This is a genomic window from Candidatus Baltobacteraceae bacterium, from assembly GCA_036488875.1.
Lineage (GTDB): Bacteria > Vulcanimicrobiota > Vulcanimicrobiia > Vulcanimicrobiales > Vulcanimicrobiaceae > JAFAHZ01.
Genome location: DASXGW010000001.1, coordinates 40,968 through 58,680, shown reverse-complemented (window position 1 = coordinate 58,680; position 17,713 = coordinate 40,968). Strand labels below are relative to the sequence as shown.

Here is a 17,713-nt window from a genome sequence, read left to right as displayed (position 1 = left end):
GTTATTTGCCTCCGGTCGACGGATGATGCTTCTCGTGGGGGTCGTGTCGCTTATGTTTGGGCACCCGCTGCGGGATCGGGTGATGGCGGCGGGCGGGCCCGAGTCGATGCGGCGCTGCGTGCACGCGGATCGCGCTTGCTACACCGGCGTATTCGTAGGCGCCGATGTCGCACTTGCTGCCGGCTCCACGCGCGAAGCCGCGCTGATCGACGCTAACCGGCGGACTGGCATTGCTGCCGCAGTTGCTGCCGGTAAACGGGATGACCGCGCGTCCCGGGCTGGTCGAGGTGTCAGCCATCGTAAACGTCGGGCCGCCGTTGTTGGTCAGCGCCAACAGCACCGGGTCCTTGCCGATGATGTCGTGATCGGGATTCGGCGTTACCATCGGATTGACGGCGGGCGTCGTTTGAACGAGGTTATAGTCCTCGGAGTAGACGACACCGCCCGCGTTATCGATGTCCTTGCCTTGTCCGCCGGCCGTACCGCCGGCCACAATTGTGTTATAGAGATAGACGTAATCGTTGTTCTCGATGTTCCCGCCGTTGCGCGTGGCTGCATTCTTCGAGAACGTGACGTTGGTGTAGTACGAGTCGAAACTGTCCGGGTACTCGAGCACTGCACCGCCGTCGACTGACGAGCTGTTGCCGTTGAAGGTGCTGTTGACGACCGTCGCGCCGCCGTCGTAGTCGAAGATCGCGCCGCCGCCCGTGCCGTCGATCGACCCGAGGGATTTATTGCCCGAGAACGTGTCGCCCGATAGGCTGATCCCGTAGGCGTTGGAGATCGCACCGCCGCCGGAGATGAACTGCACGGCGGTATTGGTATTTCCGGTAAACGTCGAGTTCGTCACCGACGTGAGGCCGTTGCTTGTATACGTTCCGATCGCGCCGCCACCGTAGTAGGCCAGCCCGGCTGGAACCGTGTTGCCCGTGAACGTGGAGTTCTGGATTGTCACGCCGTTGTAGCTGTAGTCGCCGATCGCGCCCCCACCGGCGGTCGCGGTGTTGTTCGTGAAGGTGCTTCCGCTGATCGTAAACGGATAGGATCGCGTACTGTAGTTGTCGGCTTCCACCGCGCCGCTGTAGCCCTGCTCGTTGTTATTGACTCCGCAGCGGTTGCCGGTAAACGTGCTGTTCGAGATCGTTTCGGGACCGTATTCAGCCTCCGTGCCGACCGCGCCGCCGTCGCAGTACTGCGCGTCGACGCTGTTGGAGGTGAACGTATCACCGTTGAGACTCATGGCACCGCTGTAGTAGTTGTAGATCACCCCGCCTTCCACTTCATACACCGGTTGCGTCAGCGAAATCGGGGTGACCGCGTTCGACTTGAACGTGTCGCCGGTCGAGATCAGGGCGGGCGCGTAGGCGTAGTACTCCAGATAGATAACCCCGCCGTAGAGGTAGGCATCCCCCGGATACGTTGTCGCGCTGGTATTCGACGTAAAGGTATTGCCGCTCGAAGTAAGCGTCGAATAGCTCGCGATCGTGCCCCCGTAGAGTTCGTAGCCGTACGCACCGGCCGCCTTAGCGGCATTCGACGTAAACGTACTTTTCGTGAGCTTCAGCACGTCGTTGTTCTCGATGACACCGCCGTAGAGATAGCCGTCCTCGTCGGTGGCCGAGGTCGTCATCGCGACGTTGCCGGTGAACGTGTCGTTGTTGAGAACCGACGGATCGTCCGAGTAGATAAGTCCGCCGTCGATGTCGTAGGCCGACGTCGCGGAGTTGTTGCTGAACGTGCTGTTGCTCATGGAGATGCCGTAGTTGGCAAAGATCGTACCGCCGATAACATAGGGCTCCTCTTCGCACGGACCGCCCGTAGCGACCGCTGAATTACCGGTGAACGTGTTATTACTGCCTTGGTCCGGCTCAGAGTAGTTGAAGATAGCCCCACCAGCGATCACGTAGTGGGTGTGGAGAAAGATGTACATGGAGAATCCCTCGTCACCGCTAGCGGTGTTGTTGAGGAATTTGTTGTTGTCGAGTTCCAGCGGGCTGCTCGCCTCTTCGTAAATCGCGCCGCCCTGGCCGCCGGAGCAGTTCGTACCGCCGCCGGCGAGATTACCGCTAAACGTGCTGCCGGTAATGAGAGGCGCGGTCCCCTCGAGGTCGAGGGCGCCGCCGTAGCCTTCGCTGTCTTCGGACTTGCCGCCGGCAACGTTATTCGTAAACGCGCTGTTGGTAATCGTTACACCGGGCCCGCTGACGTCGTAGATCGCACTGCCGTCGCCGAACGCGTAAACGCTGCAGCCGTTGCCTAAGCTGCAGTTATACGGGGCGCAACCGTTAGCCGACCCGCAACCCGAGTTGGCGGCGAACTGCGACGAGTCGACGCTGACTTGACCGTAAGTTCCGTCGTTGTAGATCGCGCCGCCCTCTGAAGCCGCATTATTCGAGAAGACGCTGCCGCCGCTGATGAACAGCGAGCCGTCGACATCGTTATAGATGGCACCGCCTTCACCGTAGTTGCCAAGGCCGCTGCCTCCGTTGGCCTCGGTGCACGTGTTGGCGACGCTGTTTCCGTCGAAGGTCGTACCAATAATGTTCACGGTGCCGTTGTTGTACATGGCGCCGCCGTATTGGGCGGTCGCCGTGCACGCGTGCGGGTGCAAGGTCGCATTCTTATCGTTGTGAGCGACCTTCGGTGCCTTCTGCGCCGGGTGTTTGTGGTGCGACGGTTTGTGCGCACGCTGAGCACGCCGCGCGTGCGGCCTGCGCGCGATGGTCGTTACCACCGAGGTGTTGTCGGTTATCGCGTCGCCGCTGAGCGTGAGATTGCCGAGATTCGAAATAGCGCCGCCCGGCTGAGTGGCGACGGACGCCTTACCGGCCGTAATGACCATGCCGCTAATCGTCACGTTCACGCCGGTTTTGATGATGAAGATCTGATTGGCGTCTTTGCCGCTGACCGTCGTTCCGGTAAAAGTGCTGTTCGATTGGAGACCGTGACGGTTGCGGCGGGGACGATCGGCCTTGGTGACGCCGGCGCCCGCGATGTTGACGTTCGTTGAAATCGTGATCGGCGTAGTCAGCTGCACCGGCGAGCTCGCGGGCAGCGCGAAGACGATCGTGTCGCCCGAGTTCGCCGTGCTGACCGCGTAGCGCAGCGATCCCATTCCGGTATCTGCCGTCGTGCTGACGAGCGGTCCGAGCGTGATCTTCGGCGCGTTTGCTTTTCCTTTGACGATGTTGAACTTCGCGGTGCCGCGATTGAGTGCCGTACCGGTGCCGCCGGTCGCGCTATACGTCGTCACGACGAACGTGTCCAAACCCGAGGGTGCGCCGACCATGAACGTACACGTTCTGCCGCTCGCGCCGCTCGTGCAGTTCGGTGATGCAGCGTTGGCGTTGAAGACTTGCGCTTTGCCGCCGTTGACGGCAAAGCTTACGGATTGCGTCTGCGACGAAATCGTTGAAGGATGAATCGGCGTGCGTTCGCCGCGCTGATGTCTCGGAATGCGCATCCGAACGATAACGGGCAGATGTCGACCGCTTCCCTCGGGAGCGATACCGTACGTTCCGCTATCGCGCGACATTGTGTTATCGCTCGACATCCCGTTTGGACTGCCGACACCGGGAAGGAAGCGGTTAGCGCCGCCTCCCATACCGCTGCAACCGGCAACGAAAATGAGGGCGATACAAACGGCAATCCAACGCTTCACTGTACCTGTCTCCTGAACGAGCAACGGTATGAGGCTAAGGGCATGATAGATTCGCGAAGCAACTAGACGCCCACCTGCGCATACTTTTTATAAGTTGGCCAAGCCGAGCAAGCGTGCGCACGCAAACACAAAGCAAAAAGAAACCCCGGTCTAGAGCCGGGGTTTCGCAAATGGCTCCCGGTGCTGGACTCGAACCAGCGACCCGCTGATTAACAGTCAGCTGCTCTACCAACTGAGCTAACCGGGAACGGACTACGGGATTGTAACGGATGGCGGGGTACTTCGCAAGGATGAAACGAGACCCCGCGGCGCGCGCTGCCCTCCGCTTTGTATTAATGATGGGCGCCGTGAACTTGTTCGCGGATTTTACGTACGAAGGCGGACGCGGCATCGTCGGGGAGTTCCTCGGGCACCTCGGCGCGAGCGGCGCGATCGTCGGGCTCGTCGCCGGCGGGGGTGAGCTGGCCGGATACGCGATTCGCTCCGTGTCGGGCGCGATCGCCGACCGCACGGGCCGCTACTGGATCGACGCCTGGGTCGGGTACGCCATCAATATGCTCTGCGTGCCGGCGCTGGCGCTGGTAGGCGCGTGGCCGGCGGCCGCCGGTCTGGTCGTGGGCGAGCGCGTCGGACGCGGGATCCGAAAGCCGGTCATGTCGGCCATCATCGCGCAGGCGGGGCGCGACATGGGCGGCGGAGGCCTGGCCTTCGGCATTAACGAGTTCCTCGATCAGCTCGGCGCCACGGTCGGACCGCTCGTCGTGGCATACGCCATGGTTCGCGGCGGTGGCTACAGCCTCGGTTTCGGCGTCCTCATCGTGCCGGCAGTCATCACCTTGCTCTGCCTGCTACCCGCCAGTGCCCTGGGCCGGCATCTCGTTCCGACGCCGGGAGACGCCGACGAACCGGCGCTCAAAGACCCGGCCGCATTCCGGCGCTACCTCATCGGCGGCGCGCTGATGGCGGCGGGATTCGTCGACTTCGCGCTGATTTCGCTGCGCTTCTCGCGCGACCACATCGTCGGAGCCGCGGGCGTATCGGTCTGGTTTGCCGTTGCGATGTTCGTCGCGGCGATCGCCGCGCCGGTTCTGGGCAAGCTCTACGACCGGTTCGGCGGCGGCGTCATTGCCGTGGGCGTCGCGCTCTCGGCCGTCGCGTCGCCGTTGGCGTTTCTCGGCACCGGCGGCGTCGCATTAGCCGGCGCGGCCCTCTGGGGCTTTGGGACCGCCGTCGTCGACGCGCTGCTTCTTGCCCTCATTGCATCCGTTATAACGAAGCGTCGGGGAGCCACGACGTTCGGGTTCTTCGATCTCATCTTCGGCGTCGCGTGGTTCGCCGGAAGCGCGGTCTGTGGGGTGCTCCTGGATCACTCTGTGGTGGCCTTGGCCATCTTCTCCGTGCTGCTGCAGCTCGCGGCCATCCCGTTCTTTCTCTAAGCGATCTCTTAAAACATTAGTTGACAACGCGACGTTCCGGCGCTACACTGATCTCACCAACTAATGATTTAAGAGCTTTGGAGGAGCCCCGTGAAGTTCGGAATCGCCGTCGCCCTCGCGTCCCTGTTCAGTGTGGCCGGCCTTAACGCCGTGGCCGGCTCGTTCACCCTCCCCGCCTTTCACGACGGGATGGCCGCGCCGAAGACCATCGCAGTGGTCACGGCACGGCCCCATCGGATCGCCCCCAACCTCGTCGGCGTTCGCTAAACGCGGCGCCTTAAGGGTGCGAAGACTGCCTGCGCACCGTGACGGTCTGGCTGAGCTGGACCGTCGCATTGGCCCCGGCGGGAATGATGAAGTTCGATTTGTTGTTAGCGCCGAGCATGGCGCCGCCGATCAAACCGACGGCCCCGCCCCCGCCGGCGTGAAAGATCGTCTTGCCGATCGCGTTGCCGACGAGCATGCCGACGAGCGCACCCGCAACCGCTTTGCTGGCCGTGTTACTCGTGCTCTTGTTTGCCGCAATGCTGGACACATCGCCGTACACCGTCGCCATGCTGCCGTCGGCAAGACGCAGGTAACGTGGATGAATCACGATTTCGGGATTGCGGCCTTGGCCCGCACGCACGACCTTCGTCACGACGCCGCTGATCGTCGCGCCTTGAAAGAGCGGGTTACCGCTCGGATACGGCGGGATCACGGTCATGGTAAACGTATCGCCGACGTTGGCGTTGCTGCTATCAAGCTGTTCGTTCAACCGCGCGTTGATCACCGTTCCGTTGTACAAGGTCACGGTGTTCTGCGCGAGCGCCGACGCCGTCGTTGCGGCAAAGACGACTGCCAGCGCCATCGCGGCCAGGCTTTTCACAAACATCTTTTCTCCTACTGAAGAACGAGGTTGCTCGTTAGCTTGATCGTAACCGGCGTACCCGCCGGCATAACGATATTCTCATTAGATTTTGCTGCGTAAATGTATCCGCCGTTGGCAACGCTCGGCGGCGGCGTGACCGAGGGCTTGCTCCCCTCGCGGAACGTGATTTGAAACGCAATCGGTCCCGGCGTCACGGTGCCTCGCGGCATCGCGGGAAGCAAGAACTTCTCCCGCTCGCGCTTGACCGCCGCCATGTCGATCTGCGTGATGTTTTCTCCGAGGACTTCGGCGTGAATGCCCGCTCGCTCGCCGTTGCGCAACCGGATGTTGCTCAGCACGAAGCCGATGCGCGCCCGGTCGAGGCCTTGCGGTTGAGCGACGTCGGTGACGTGACCTTTGATCCAAGCTTCGTCGAGCGCCCCCTGTGACGGATCGTCGACGCGTAACAGAAAACCGGTGCCCGCGATCAGCGTTCGCGAGTCGATGTTGTCGGCCAGCACGCAGTGCAGCTTCGTCCCTGCCGGAACGGTTCGCGAAACCGTCGTGACGGCAGACGCGGGCAACGACGATAAGAAAACGGCGATGCCCGAAACGAGCATCGCCAATATCGAATAACGCTTCACCAAGACTCCCCCTTGCAAACGGTTACCTTGCGAAGTTGGGAACTTTCAGCGCCTCTCCTGTGAACCCAGTCGCCTTGCGCAGCGCCTCGACTCGATCCACGCGCTCCCACGGCAGATCCAGATCCGGCCGGCCGAAATGACCGTATGCCGCGGTTTGCTTGTAAATCGGACGGCGCAGATTCAAGTAGTGGATGATCGCCGCGGGACGCAGGTCGAAGACCTCCATGACGGCGTTGGCGATTTGCTCTTCGGGGATTTTGGCGGTCCCGAACGTCTCGACGAGGATGCTCATCGGCTGGGCGACGCCGATCGCGTATGCCACCTGCACTTCGCAGCGCTCCGCCAAACCGGACGCCACGACGTTCTTGGCGGCCCAGCGCGCGGCGTACGCCGCCGAACGGTCCACCTTCGTCGGATCCTTACCCGAGAACGCGCCGCCGCCGTGACGCGCCATACCGCCGTACGTGTCGGCGATGATCTTGCGCCCGGTCAATCCCGCGTCGCCTTTAGGTCCGCCGATGACGAAACGGCCGGTCGGATTGACGTAGATGCGCGTGTTCTTGTCGTGCATCGACGCCGGAATGACGTGATTGATGACGCGTTCGGTGACTTCGTTGCGGATGACCTCGAGCGGAATCTCCGGATCGTGCTGCGTCGAAACGACGACCGCCTCGACGCGAACCGGTTTGTCGCCGTCGTACTCGACGGTGACTTGCGACTTACCGTCGGGACGCAGGTACGGAATGTCGCCGTTCTTGCGCACTGCCGCCAAGTGACGCGTGAGGCTATGCGCCAACACGATCGGGAGCGGCATCAGCTCGTCGGTCTCGCGGCACGCGTACCCGAACATCATGCCCTGGTCGCCCGCGCCCGTGAGCTCGAACTCGTCGTCGTCGCCCGCCTTGGCTTCCAGCGACTTGTCGACGCCGAGCGCGATGTCGGGAGACTGCTCGTCGATTGACACGCTCACGCCGCAGGTTTCGGCGTCAAAACCGACCGCCGATTTCGTGTAGCCGATGTCGGCGATCGTCTCGCGCACGATGCGCGGGATGTCGATGTAGGTCTTCGTCGTGACTTCGCCGGCGATGTGAATCTGGCCGGTGATCGCAAACGTTTCGACCGCGACGCGCGACATCGGGTCCTCTTTGAGGAGCGCGTCCAAAACGGCGTCGGAGATTTGGTCGGCGACCTTGTCGGGGTGACCTTCGGTTACCGACTCGCTGGTGAACAGCCGTCTGTAGGCCACGTTACGTTCCCTCCGACCACGACGCCATGTACTTCACTTGCTCCGGCGTCAGGGTGTCGATGTCGACGCCCATCGAGGAGAGCTTGAGGTTGGCAACTTCTTCGTCGATCTCGATCGGAACGTCGTAGACGTGCTTCTCCATCGTCTTATGATGCTTCGCGAGATGCGCCGCAGCCATCGCTTGATTGGCAAACGACATGTCCATCACGGCGGCGGGATGGCCTTCGGCCGCGGCGAGATTGACCAGACGGCCGTCGGCGAGAATGCAGACTTTGCGGCCGTCGTGCAGCTCGTACTGCTCGACGAACGCGCGCGGTTCGGTCTTCCCCTTGGCGATCTTCTTGAGCACGTCGAGATCCAGCTCGTCGTTGAAGTGGCCCGAGTTGCAAACGATCGCGCCGTCCTTCATGAGCTTGTAATGCTCTTCGCGGATGACGTGATAGTTGCCGGTCACCGTGACGAACACGTCACCGATCTTGGCGGCGTCGTTCATCGGCATCACGCGGTAGCCGTCCATCACGGCCTCGATCGCTTTACGCGGATCGACTTCGCAGACCACGACGTGCGCGCCCATGCCGGCGCCGCGCGACGCGATACCGCGTCCGCACCAGCCGTAGCCGGCCACCACGAGGGTGCGGCCCGCGAGCAGCACGTTGGTTGCCCGGATGATTCCGTCGAGCGTCGATTGCCCGGTGCCGTAACGGTTGTCGAACATGTGCTTGGTGAGCGCGTTGTTCACGGCGATCACCGGATACGGCAGCACGCCGTCCTTCTCCATCGCCTTGAGGCGGATAACGCCCGTCGTCGTCTCTTCGCAGCCGCCGAGCATCTCGTCGAGCAGCGGCTTGTGCTTCGTGAAGATCGTGTTCACCAGATCGCAGCCGTCGTCCATCGACATCTGCGGCTTGGTCGCGATCACCGACTCGATGTGCGAGTAGTACGTCGCGTTATCTTCGCCTTTGATCGCGTACGTCGGAATGCCGTAGTCGCACAACGCCGCCGCGACGTCGTCTTGCGTCGAGAGGGGGTTACTGGCGCACAGCGCGATCTGGGCGCCGCCGGCCTGGAGCGCGAGCATCAAGTTGGCGGTCTCGGTCGTCACGTGCAGGCACGCACCGATGCGCACGCCGTGCAGCGGCTTTTCGATTTCGAAGCGGTCGCGAATTTGCGCCAAGACCGGCATGTACGCTCCGGCCCACGCGATGCGCGAACGGCCGGCTTCGGCCAGGCCACGGTCTTTGACGTCCCCGGCGGTCGTCCGATCCAATACGGGCACTACTGTATCTCCTACAATTTATGAAGGGCTGCTAGATAGGGGCTGCGCCCACTTCGATGCAGACTACCATAGGTCCGGTTTCAAGGCCAGGCCTGTGGTCGTAGCCAAAGGGGGGCCCGTGGAATCGTTCGAGCGCTACCTTAACGATCTAGCTTCGGCCAATCCGACCCCTGGCGGCGGGAGCGCGGCGACGGTCGTGGGAGCCTTGGGAGCCGCGCTGGTCGCCATGGTCGCTCGGATCGACGCCGGCAACCCGAAGTACGCCGAACACCACGGCTCGGCCGTCCGCATCGCCGAAGCGGCCGATCGCGTTCGGGCCGAACTCGGCAACGCCCGCGACCGCGACGAACGCGCCTTCGGCCGGGTGGTCAACGCTCAGAGCCTGCCCCGAACGACCGATGAGGAGAAAGCCGCCCGAGCACGCGTGCTCGAGACCGCCCTGCGCGATGCGGCCGAGGTGCCGCTGAAGTCGTGCGAGTTCTGCATCGACGTGCTTCGGCTGGCGGCGCAAGCCGCCCTGATTCCCAACCGGTCGCTCGCCAGCGATTTGGGGTGCGCCGCCGAGTTTGGTGCGGCCGCTCTGGCGGCGTGTGCGTACAACGTGCGCGTCAACCACCGCTACATGCGCGATGCCGGCGCCATCGACGCGCAAGCCAAGACGCTGGTACGCTACGAAAACGAGTGTTCGACGCTGCTCAACGAGCTGCGCCGGGGCGTCGGCGCCGCACTTCGTGGGTAGTACCATGGCGTGTTGCTCGGCATCGCGCCGGCGATTACCGTCAGTGCGTTAGCATCGCCTAGCCCATCGCCCGCACCGGGCGCGCGGGGAACGCGTACGCGCCTTACGGTTTACGCCGGCGCATCGTTGCTCTACGTATCGCAGAGTGCGTCGGGGCCCGGCGCGGTCTTCCCGCGAACGCTGCACTTTTCGTACGATCCGCAAACGCCGTACGAATTCTTTTCCAGCACACCCGGCTCGACGGGATCGGGATTTCAGCAAACGTTCCAGTTCGGTGCGGCGTATCGGACCGGGCGCCTCGCGTTAGGCTTCAACGCCGCCGGCGAAAGCGTCGCCGGCAATACGACCAACGTTCTGTACTTGGGCGAACCGTCGATGCCGGAGCTCAATCCATTCGTCAGCTCGCGATCGATGCTCTTTCAAACGTATCTGGGAGCGACCGACCCGGTTAATCTGCAGCGTTCGTCGATAATCAGCGGCTGGATCGGTGCGGCCGACGGCTCGTGGAACCTCAAAGGCGGATGGTTTCTCCCGGCGCAGAGCCTGCCGTTCGTGTTTGCGCCGCCGCCGGTGCCCAACGCGATCCCCGCAATCGCTCCGCAAATCCCGGAGCTGGCGACGCCGGGCCCCGCACTTCCCCTGCAAGGCATCGACGCAACGGCGCGGGTCGGCCGGGCGTCTTTGGAGTTCTTCGACGGCGCGCTGCCGGCCGTGTATTACGATTCGACGTTCAACGATTTCGCACGCGCAGCATCCCTCTCCGTATCGTTTACGACGCCGCGCGGCGATCGCTTCGCCGTGCAAACCGCGCGTGTCGGCGAGGGGACGCTAGGGGGCATCAATCCGATAAGTGCGGGCGTCCTGTGGGGTCAAGGTCTCGAGACGTACGTCGGACCCGAAGGACCGCAGCCGGAAAGCGACGTCTTCGGACAACACGCCACGGTCGCCGGCGTGCAGGCCGTGCTGCACCCCAATGCCGGAACCGTGCTGACGGCGGAGTACGGCCGTTCGTGGTTTTCGGCGCAGTACATCAGCGCGCCCGGACGGCCGACACCGGGCGGCTACTATCACGCCGGCGTGACGCGCGATTGGTCGCGCGGCAACGGCGTGTCGCTCGACCTCTATCGCTTTGAGCCGACGTACGCTCCCAACGTGCTGCCCTACGGAAACGTGCTAAACGACTGGCCCGTCGCGTGGTCGTGGCCGTCGAGCTGGCTCAAGGGTGATTATCAGAGCGTCGCCAACGACGACGTCTCGGTCAATCGTCAGGGTTTTAAAGCCGCGTACGACTTCGCGCGCGCGCATCTCTGCGGCAACCTCTATTATTCGCAGTTCGCCCAAGTGACGCCGTACAACGCGACGACCGCGTATCTTCCCGGGTTCACCGATCCGTTCTTTACGTCGCTGCAGGACGCGACGCTGAGCTATCGCGGCATCGTCAAGGAATATGGCGGAGTCCTCGCTTGGCGCTTCTCGAACTACGCGCTCTCGCTCGATGCCGTCGAAGATCTCGTGCACCGCGGTGCGGCGCCCGGCCAACCGAGCCAAGCGATCGATCTCGACATCCCGCAAACGACGCTGACGTTGAGCCGATCGGTTCCCGGCGCCGTCTATGCGATCGGCGAAGGGCGTTTCGGGATCTTCGGCTGCTACGCGCTCTGCGGGTCGAGCGACGTGGACGTCGCGCAGCGCGTCTACTTCGCCGGCGCGAACGTCGACGTCGGGCACAACTCGACGCTCGTCGCGGAGTGGCGGCGCTACCTCGACGACGGCGTGCCGATTGCGGGTTTTCCGCTGCCTCCGCGTTATACGGGTACGCGGATCGTGATCGAACAGCGCTTTCGGCTAGGCGAAGACTTCAGCCAACTCTAGGAACGCCGCAATGTCGGCGGGTTCGACGTCCATCCCCACGCCTTTGGTGTGATAGCGGATGTCGTGGAAATCCATTCCGGCGGTCATCACGAGATCGTACTGTTTCGCCTTTTCGCGGAACAGCGCGACGTCGTCGGAGTCGTGGAGCGGATAGAACACCTCGAGCCCCACCAAGCCGTGGCCGGCCAGTTCGTCGATCAGCACGTAATCCTTGAGCCGTCCGGGATGCGCGAGCACGGGGATTCCGCCGACCGCCGCGATCGTTTCGATCGCCTGCTGCGGCGTCGTGTAAATCTGTGGAACGTAGCCGGGCTTCCCGCGCCCGAGGAGATCGCGAAACGCGCTGTCGATGTTCTCGGTCATGCCGGCGCGCATCAGCGCTTTAGCGACGTGCGGGCGACCGACCGCGTGGGCGCCGTCGGACTCCACCAAAACCTGTGCGTACGTCAGCGGATACCCGCCGGCGTTGAGCTGAGCGACCATCGTCTCGGCACGCTTGCGGCGCTGCTCCTGATTGTACTCGAGGAGATCGTTGATCTTCGACGGACCCAGCGGCACGTTATAACCGAGTACGTGCACTTCGTTGGCGCGCCAGGTGGTGTTGATCTCGATCCCCGTGACGTAGCGCGAACCCTTGGGCGCCTCGAACGCGCCGTACGCGCCCAGCGTGTCGTGGTCGGAGATACAGAAAATCTCGACGCCGCGCTCGCCCATGAAATCGGCCAGCGCCTGTGGCGTGAGCGTTCCGTCGCTCATGTTGCTATGTGAGTGGAAGTCGACTCGCACTAGGCGATCCCTCGCTGGAAGATGCGTTTGATTTCGCTGGCTTTGCCGGATTGCGGATCGATCGCGACAACCGCCGCGCAGAACTGTTTCGTGCCGGTTTTCTGCACGAAGAACCGCTCCGACAAGCTGGTTAAGAACCGGTCGAGTACCGGACCGGCGTCCATGCCGATGACGCCGTCAGTGGGTCCGGTCATTCCCACGTCGGTAATGTAGGCGGTGCCGCCGGGAAGAACGTGTTCGTCGGCCGTCTGCACGTGCGTGTGCGTTCCGTAAATCGCCGACACGCGTCCGTCGAGGTAGCGAGCCATGGCCACCTTCTCCGACGTCGCTTCGGCGTGCACGTCGACGACGATCACCGGCGTTTTCGCGCGCAGGTCCGACACGAGCGCGTCGGCGCAGCGGAACGGATCGTCGACCGGCGGCATGAAGGTTCTGCCCATAATGTTGAGCACGCCGACCGTCACGCCGTCGACCGCGAACGTGCCCATCCCGCGGCCGGGAACGGTGGGCGGATAGTTCGCCGGACGGATGACGCGGTCGCTGGCCTCGAGGTACTCGCGGAACTCGCGCTTGTCGAAGATGTGGTTTCCGCTCGTGATGAAATCGACGCCCGACTCGAACATCTCTTGGGCGGTCTGGGCGGTCAAGCCGAAGCCGCCGGCGGCGTTCTCACCGTTGGCGATGCAGGCGCGGACGTGGTGCTGTTCGCGGGCAAGCGCGACGCATCGTTTCAGCGTTTCGCGCCCGGGGGAGCCGACGACGTCTCCGACGAGCAGTATATTGAAGGTCGCGTGTGTTATCGGCGAGCCGACGCCTTGGCTTTCTTTTGGGATTTCAGAAAGTACACCAGTACGCGCTTCTCTTCGCGGAAACCCACCAGGCTCTTGGATTGCGCGGGATCGCGGAGCGCCTCGATGGCGTAGAGCGCCGCTTCGTCCTGCGCCGCGGGATCGGCGTCGAAGTGATCGTCGGGGACGGGATTGCGTACCAGCGCGTCGGCGTAGCGTTCGGTGAAGAGTGCGGTCTGCAGCTCCAGCTCTTCCTTTGTGAAACTCTCAAGATCGCGGGTAACATGCACGAAGGTCATGCCGCGGTCGCTTTCGCACTCGACTCGTAAGGTCTCGGCTTCGTCTTTGGCGAGAACGAGAAAGCTGGCCACGTGGTCTTCGATCGCCTCGGCAACCGCAGACTGCTTGGCGCGATCCAAACGATGCCGCAGCGCATACGTTAACCGTATGGTGCGATCGGCGGGCATGGACCGAATAGACGCGAGCTCCGGAAAGCGCACGAGCAGTGCGCAGACCAGACTCACGGTATCGGCATTTTCGACCAACGCGTGCGTGCCCATAACAAGAACTAGTCGCTCCTCCAGCCCCTTCGGGCTTCTATCCCACCCCATAAACGGGAAGCAAGGCCCAGGGATTCGCGGTCCGGCGCGAATCTCTTACGAACGCCTGTTCGAAGGCCGCCCGGCCCCCCGTGGCCAACAAGAAGGCGTGACCCTGCGCCGCCTTCCGGGCGCGATCGTCCTCGGACTGGTCGCCGCCCTCGTCACCCACGCCGTCCTCTTCGGCGGCGAGCATGCGTGGGGCGGAGCCTACCATAGCGCCCTCCTTCAGTTTACCCTCGCGGCGGTGACCGGCCTCACGGCGGCCGCCGGAGCCTTGCTCTGGACGGGCGCCGCGTGTGCGGCCGACGGAACCGTACTGGCCGCCCGCATGCGCTCGCTGCTGCCGGGCTGGTTCTCCGTGGCCGTCTGCGGTACCGGATGGTACGTACTCGGTGAGTGCCTCGAAACGGCGCACGCTGGGGTACCCCTACTGGCCGTCCTCGCTATCGTCGCGCTCTCGGCCTGGCTCGTCTTGCGTTTTGCGGCGATCGCGCTGCGCGCGCTCGCTGAAATCGTCCTTTTGGTCGTGCGTTTGCTCGACGTCCAGCGTCAGCGGCGCGTGGCCTTTGAACTCACTCGGCGCATCGCGCCGCGCTACGCTCAAGATGACAAAGCGTGGCGCCGCTTTACCCGTCCTCCTCCGGTCGAGTTTGCTTTAACACGCGCGTAATCGCGCAAAAGCACTCCCGTCTCCAACCTGAGGTACCTATGTCCCGCTTCGTTGCGGCGCTCGTCGCCGTGCTTACCTGCATGCTTGTGATGCGTTCGACCGCTCAGGCGCACGTCGTCTGCGGAGACCGCGTCTTTCCCACGACACTGACCATGGACGATCCCGGAGTCGGCGATGAAGTGTCGCTGCCCACGATCGGTTGGACTCCCACACCGGGCGGTCAAAGCAACAGCTACGGATTCGAATGGGATAAATCCATCACCGAAGACGTGACCTTCGCGATCAACGACGACTACGTCACGCAGCGCGGCGCCGGTCAGCATTTAGCCGGTTGGGACAACGTCCAGCTAACGCTTAAAGATCAGCATCCCTGCAGCGACGTTCACCCGCATCAGGAGTTCGTGTGGTCGGTGGGGCTAGTACGCGAGATACCGGGAACCGGCTCGGCGCAACTGCGCAACGCGGGCGCAATCGGCAGCGTCGGAAACACTTCACCGACGTTCTACTTCGGCAAAGGCTTCGGGACGGCAAGCCCGTATTTGCGCCCCTTCGCGATTACCGGTGAGATCAGCCGCTCGTTTTCCGACACGCCTAGCCAAGACCCCAACGCGTGGAATTACGCGTTTTCGCTGCAGTATTCGATGCCCTATCTACAGCAGAACGTCAAAGCGCAGAACATCACGCCGTGGTTTACGCGTCTGACGCCACTCGTCGAAATGTCGTGGACTAGCCCGGATCAAGGTACGCCGACCGGAACGATCGCTCCCGGCCTCTTATACGACGCACCCACGTGGCAGTTGGCTGGAGAGGCAGTGTTCCCGGCCACGAAAGCGACGTCGCAAGGGCAAGGCGCGGGATTCATCCTTCAGTATCACGTGTTTCTCGACACCTTCTATAAAAGCTGGTTCGGCAAACCCATCATCAAGACGAATCTCTGGAAATAATGACGATGCGTACAATCACTGCATTCTTTCTCCTCGTCGCAATGGTGTTCGCACCCGCAGCGGTTCGGGCGCACGCGTTCCTCGACCATTCCGATCCGGCGGTCGGCAGCACGGTGCCGTCCGCACCCGCGACCATGCATATCTGGTTCACGCAGGAGCTCGAGCCGGCTTTTAGCTGGATACAAGTCACCGATAAATCCGGAGCGTCCGTGAGCGACGGAACGTCCGGGGTCGATCCGGACAACAAACAAGAGATGGACATCAAGCTCAAATCGCTGCCGGCCGGCACGTACACGGTGAAATGGCACGCCTTGTCGGTCGATACGCACACGACCCAAGGAGACTTCACGTTCCAGGTCAAGGGGAGCTAAGGCGATCGACCCGCTCTTATCGTCGACGCGTCTGCTCCACTACGCGGCGAGCGCCCTGCTCGAAGGCACCTTCGTCTTCTGGTGCATGATAGCGTGGCCGGCGTTTGCGCGAACGCCGGCAGCGCATGCGCTGCGGGAACGGCTGGATCGACGGCTCTTTGCGCTCGCTTGGGTAAGCCTGCTCGTCGCAATCGTCAGCGGCGCCGGTTGGCTCGTCATCGTCGCATCGAACATGAGCGGGATGCCGCTCGCATCGGCTCTTCAGGGCAGCGTTCTCGGGATCGTCCTGACGCAAACGCACTTCGGCATCGACTGGATCGTTCGCGCCGGACTCACCGTCGCGATAGCGATCTGCCTCGCGCTGCAGGCACGAACGCGCAGTCACGCAGTGGGCTGGGTTGGTTTGCTCGCCGCGTCCGCGTTCGTCGCCTCGCTCGCATGGGCGGGCCACGGCGCTGCGACAGAAGACGTTCCGTTCGACGCGCTTCATGCGCCGGCCGACATCTTGCATTTGCTGGCCGCAGGCGCGTGGCTCGGCGCGCTCTTACCGCTCGTCATATTTCTCGTTCAAGCCTGCCGGGACATGAGTTCGCAAGCGGTTGCGGTCGCGCGGATCGCAACGCTGCGCTTCTCGGTGCTCGGTCTCTCGGCCGTAGGGACGCTGATCGTTACCGGCGTCGTCAACACGTGGTTCTTAGCCGGCAGCGTTCCGGCGCTCCTCGGAACGCTGTACGGTCAACTCCTACTGCTGAAGATCGCGCTCTTTGCGGCGATGATTGGTGTCGCCGGTATCAATCAGCGGCGGCTCCTCCCCCACCTCGCCGACAGCGCGACCGATGACAGCCTGTGCTTGCAAATCAGCCGGCGGGTATTCGGCAACGCGACGATCGAGGCGTGTCTCGGCGTCTTCGTACTTGCCATCGTCGGCATCATCGGCATATTGCCGCCTGGACTGCACACCGAGCCGCGCTGGCCGCTCCCGTTCCGGTTTTCTCTAAGCGAAGGATTCGTTCGCGCGTACCCGACGAGTTTTTACGCGTCGACGCAGCCCTATGCGGCGCCGTCAATAGCGCGCGGCGCACCGCTGTACGCGCAGAACTGCGTCGTGTGCCACGGAGCCGGCGGACGCGGCGACGGTCCGCTTGCCGGCAAGCTTTCCGTTCGGCCGGCAAATTTGACCGAACCGCACCTGTTCGCGCACAAGGTCGGCGAGATGTTCTGGTGGATCGGCCACGGCACCGACAACGGGGTTATGCCTGGCTTTGCCGACAAGCTGTCTCCAGATCAACGGTGGGACGTGATCAACTTCGTGCTCGCGCGCGCGGCCGGCGACCTCACGCAACACACCGGTTCGCAAATCAGCACGGCAGCGGCGGTTCCACTGCCGGATTTCGCCTTCGAGCAAAACGGTGCGCAAAATACACTGAGTCAGACGCTCAAGAACGGACCGGCCCTGGTCGTCTTGTTCGCGGGGCACGCACCGCGTGCGCGGCTGGAGCAATTAGCGAAATTGCAGCCCCGTCTTGCTGCCGCCGGGCTACACGTGATTGCCGTTGCGTTACATCCGTCAACGGAGAAGAACCCGTTGATCGTAGACGTGTCGCAAGACGTTCGTGAGACACTCGAGTTGTTCGACTCGCCCGCAGACGGCGGAGAGACGGAGCTGATGCTCGATCGAGGCGCCAACATTCGCGCACGCTGGATGGCGAGTGGGGCGGGCGGTCTTGCCGATCCCAGCACCCTTCTCAGTGATGCAGCGCGGGTTAAGAGTATTCCGGTTGCGGCGGCAAATCACGCCGGTCACGGCGGCTAGCGCTGTGACTCTGCG

16 protein-coding genes and 1 tRNA gene are annotated in these 17,713 nt (G+C 63.1%); 8 read left to right on the top strand and 9 right to left on the bottom strand.

All coding sequences use genetic code 11. The features are described from left to right. Position 1: 1 nt before the first annotated feature. Both VGG89_00255 and VGG89_00250 read right to left on the bottom strand, forming a co-directional pair. Positions 2-3,661, bottom strand: a complete 3,660-nt coding sequence (locus tag VGG89_00255) for a choice-of-anchor Q domain-containing protein (GenBank protein ID HEY1974959.1) — start codon at positions 3,659-3,661, stop codon at positions 2-4. Positions 3,662-3,832: 171 nt separating this feature from the next. Then, positions 3,833-3,908: transfer RNA gene (locus VGG89_00250), tRNA-Asn, on the bottom strand. Positions 3,909-4,008: 100 nt separating this feature from the next. Here VGG89_00250 and VGG89_00245 point away from each other — a divergent pair. Both VGG89_00245 and VGG89_00240 read left to right on the top strand, forming a co-directional pair. After that, positions 4,009-5,097: an MFS transporter gene (locus VGG89_00245; protein ID HEY1974958.1), complete on the top strand. Its 1,089-nt coding sequence runs from the start codon at positions 4,009-4,011 to the stop codon at positions 5,095-5,097. Positions 5,098-5,187: 90 nt separating this feature from the next. Beyond that, positions 5,188-5,364 carry a hypothetical protein gene (locus VGG89_00240; GenBank protein HEY1974957.1) on the top strand — a complete coding sequence of 59 codons (177 nt, stop codon included), beginning with the start codon at positions 5,188-5,190 and terminating at the stop codon, positions 5,362-5,364. Positions 5,365-5,374: 10 nt separating this feature from the next. On the opposite strand, the gene VGG89_00235 is transcribed toward VGG89_00240, so the two are convergent. Genes VGG89_00235 through ahcY form a run of 4 tightly spaced genes read right to left on the bottom strand, consistent with a single transcriptional unit; the run spans position 5,375 to position 9,113 of the window. Continuing rightward, entirely contained in the window at positions 5,375-5,971 is a 597-nt protein-coding gene (locus VGG89_00235; protein HEY1974956.1) for a hypothetical protein, read from the bottom strand. A gap of 8 nt (positions 5,972-5,979) precedes the next feature. Next, the gene (locus tag VGG89_00230) at positions 5,980-6,591 is read right to left on the bottom strand and encodes a hypothetical protein (protein ID HEY1974955.1); all 612 of its coding nucleotides are present in this window, start codon (positions 6,589-6,591) and stop codon (positions 5,980-5,982) included. Between the two features lie 22 nt (positions 6,592-6,613). Next, positions 6,614-7,837, bottom strand: coding sequence for a methionine adenosyltransferase (metK, locus tag VGG89_00225; GenBank protein ID HEY1974954.1), 1,224 nt, complete (start codon positions 7,835-7,837; stop codon positions 6,614-6,616). Between the two features lies 1 nt (position 7,838). Next, positions 7,839-9,113 (bottom strand): adenosylhomocysteinase, encoded by a 1,275-nt coding sequence (gene ahcY / locus VGG89_00220; protein HEY1974953.1) that lies wholly within the window; start codon positions 9,111-9,113, stop codon positions 7,839-7,841. A gap of 118 nt (positions 9,114-9,231) precedes the next feature. Between ahcY and VGG89_00215 the strand changes: the two genes are divergently transcribed. After that, the gene (locus VGG89_00215) at positions 9,232-9,852 is read left to right on the top strand and encodes a cyclodeaminase/cyclohydrolase family protein (protein HEY1974952.1); all 621 of its coding nucleotides are present in this window, start codon (positions 9,232-9,234) and stop codon (positions 9,850-9,852) included. A gap of 9 nt (positions 9,853-9,861) precedes the next feature. Beyond that, positions 9,862-11,724, top strand: coding sequence for a hypothetical protein (locus tag VGG89_00210; GenBank protein HEY1974951.1), 1,863 nt, complete (start codon positions 9,862-9,864; stop codon positions 11,722-11,724). On the opposite strand, the gene VGG89_00205 is transcribed toward VGG89_00210, so the two are convergent. From VGG89_00205 to VGG89_00195, 3 genes are read right to left on the bottom strand one after another with little or no spacing between them, the layout of a single operon-like run. Beyond that, entirely contained in the window at positions 11,698-12,480 is a 783-nt protein-coding gene (locus VGG89_00205; protein ID HEY1974950.1) for a PHP domain-containing protein, read from the bottom strand. The two genes, VGG89_00210 and VGG89_00205, sit on opposite strands and share 27 nt — an antisense overlap. 29 nt (positions 12,481-12,509) lie before the next feature. Continuing rightward, complete coding sequence (locus VGG89_00200; protein HEY1974949.1) at positions 12,510-13,286, bottom strand: TIGR00282 family metallophosphoesterase; 777 nt, start codon at positions 13,284-13,286, stop codon at positions 12,510-12,512. Positions 13,287-13,306: 20 nt separating this feature from the next. Then, positions 13,307-13,822 (bottom strand): hypothetical protein, encoded by a 516-nt coding sequence (locus VGG89_00195; GenBank protein ID HEY1974948.1) that lies wholly within the window; start codon positions 13,820-13,822, stop codon positions 13,307-13,309. Positions 13,823-14,006: 184 nt separating this feature from the next. Here VGG89_00195 and VGG89_00190 point away from each other — a divergent pair, with 184 nt between their 5' ends. From VGG89_00190 to copD, 4 genes are read left to right on the top strand one after another with little or no spacing between them, the layout of a single operon-like run. Continuing rightward, a complete protein-coding gene (locus VGG89_00190; GenBank protein ID HEY1974947.1) occupies positions 14,007-14,570 on the top strand; it encodes a hypothetical protein in 564 nt (187 codons plus the stop codon). Between the two features lie 38 nt (positions 14,571-14,608). After that, complete coding sequence (locus VGG89_00185) at positions 14,609-15,514, top strand: hypothetical protein (protein HEY1974946.1); 906 nt, start codon at positions 14,609-14,611, stop codon at positions 15,512-15,514. Then, positions 15,514-15,885: a copper resistance CopC family protein gene (locus VGG89_00180; protein HEY1974945.1), complete on the top strand. Its 372-nt coding sequence runs from the start codon at positions 15,514-15,516 to the stop codon at positions 15,883-15,885. Before VGG89_00185 ends, VGG89_00180 begins: the two co-directional genes overlap by 1 nt. Beyond that, positions 15,836-17,698 carry a copper homeostasis membrane protein CopD gene (gene copD, locus VGG89_00175; protein HEY1974944.1) on the top strand — a complete coding sequence of 621 codons (1,863 nt, stop codon included), beginning with the start codon at positions 15,836-15,838 and terminating at the stop codon, positions 17,696-17,698. Before VGG89_00180 ends, copD begins: the two co-directional genes overlap by 50 nt. Positions 17,699-17,713 lie beyond the last annotated feature (15 nt).

Coding starts and splice junctions, on each gene's coding strand:
- VGG89_00235 (HEY1974956.1), bottom strand. CDS start 5,971: ATGTTTGTGAAAAGCCTGGCCGCGATGGCGCTGGCAGTCGTCTTTGCC.
- VGG89_00180 (HEY1974945.1), top strand. CDS start 15,514: ATGACGATGCGTACAATCACTGCATTCTTTCTCCTCGTCGCAATGGTG.
- VGG89_00185 (HEY1974946.1), top strand. CDS start 14,609: ATGTCCCGCTTCGTTGCGGCGCTCGTCGCCGTGCTTACCTGCATGCTT.
- VGG89_00205 (HEY1974950.1), bottom strand. CDS start 12,480: ATGAGCGACGGAACGCTCACGCCACAGGCGCTGGCCGATTTCATGGGC.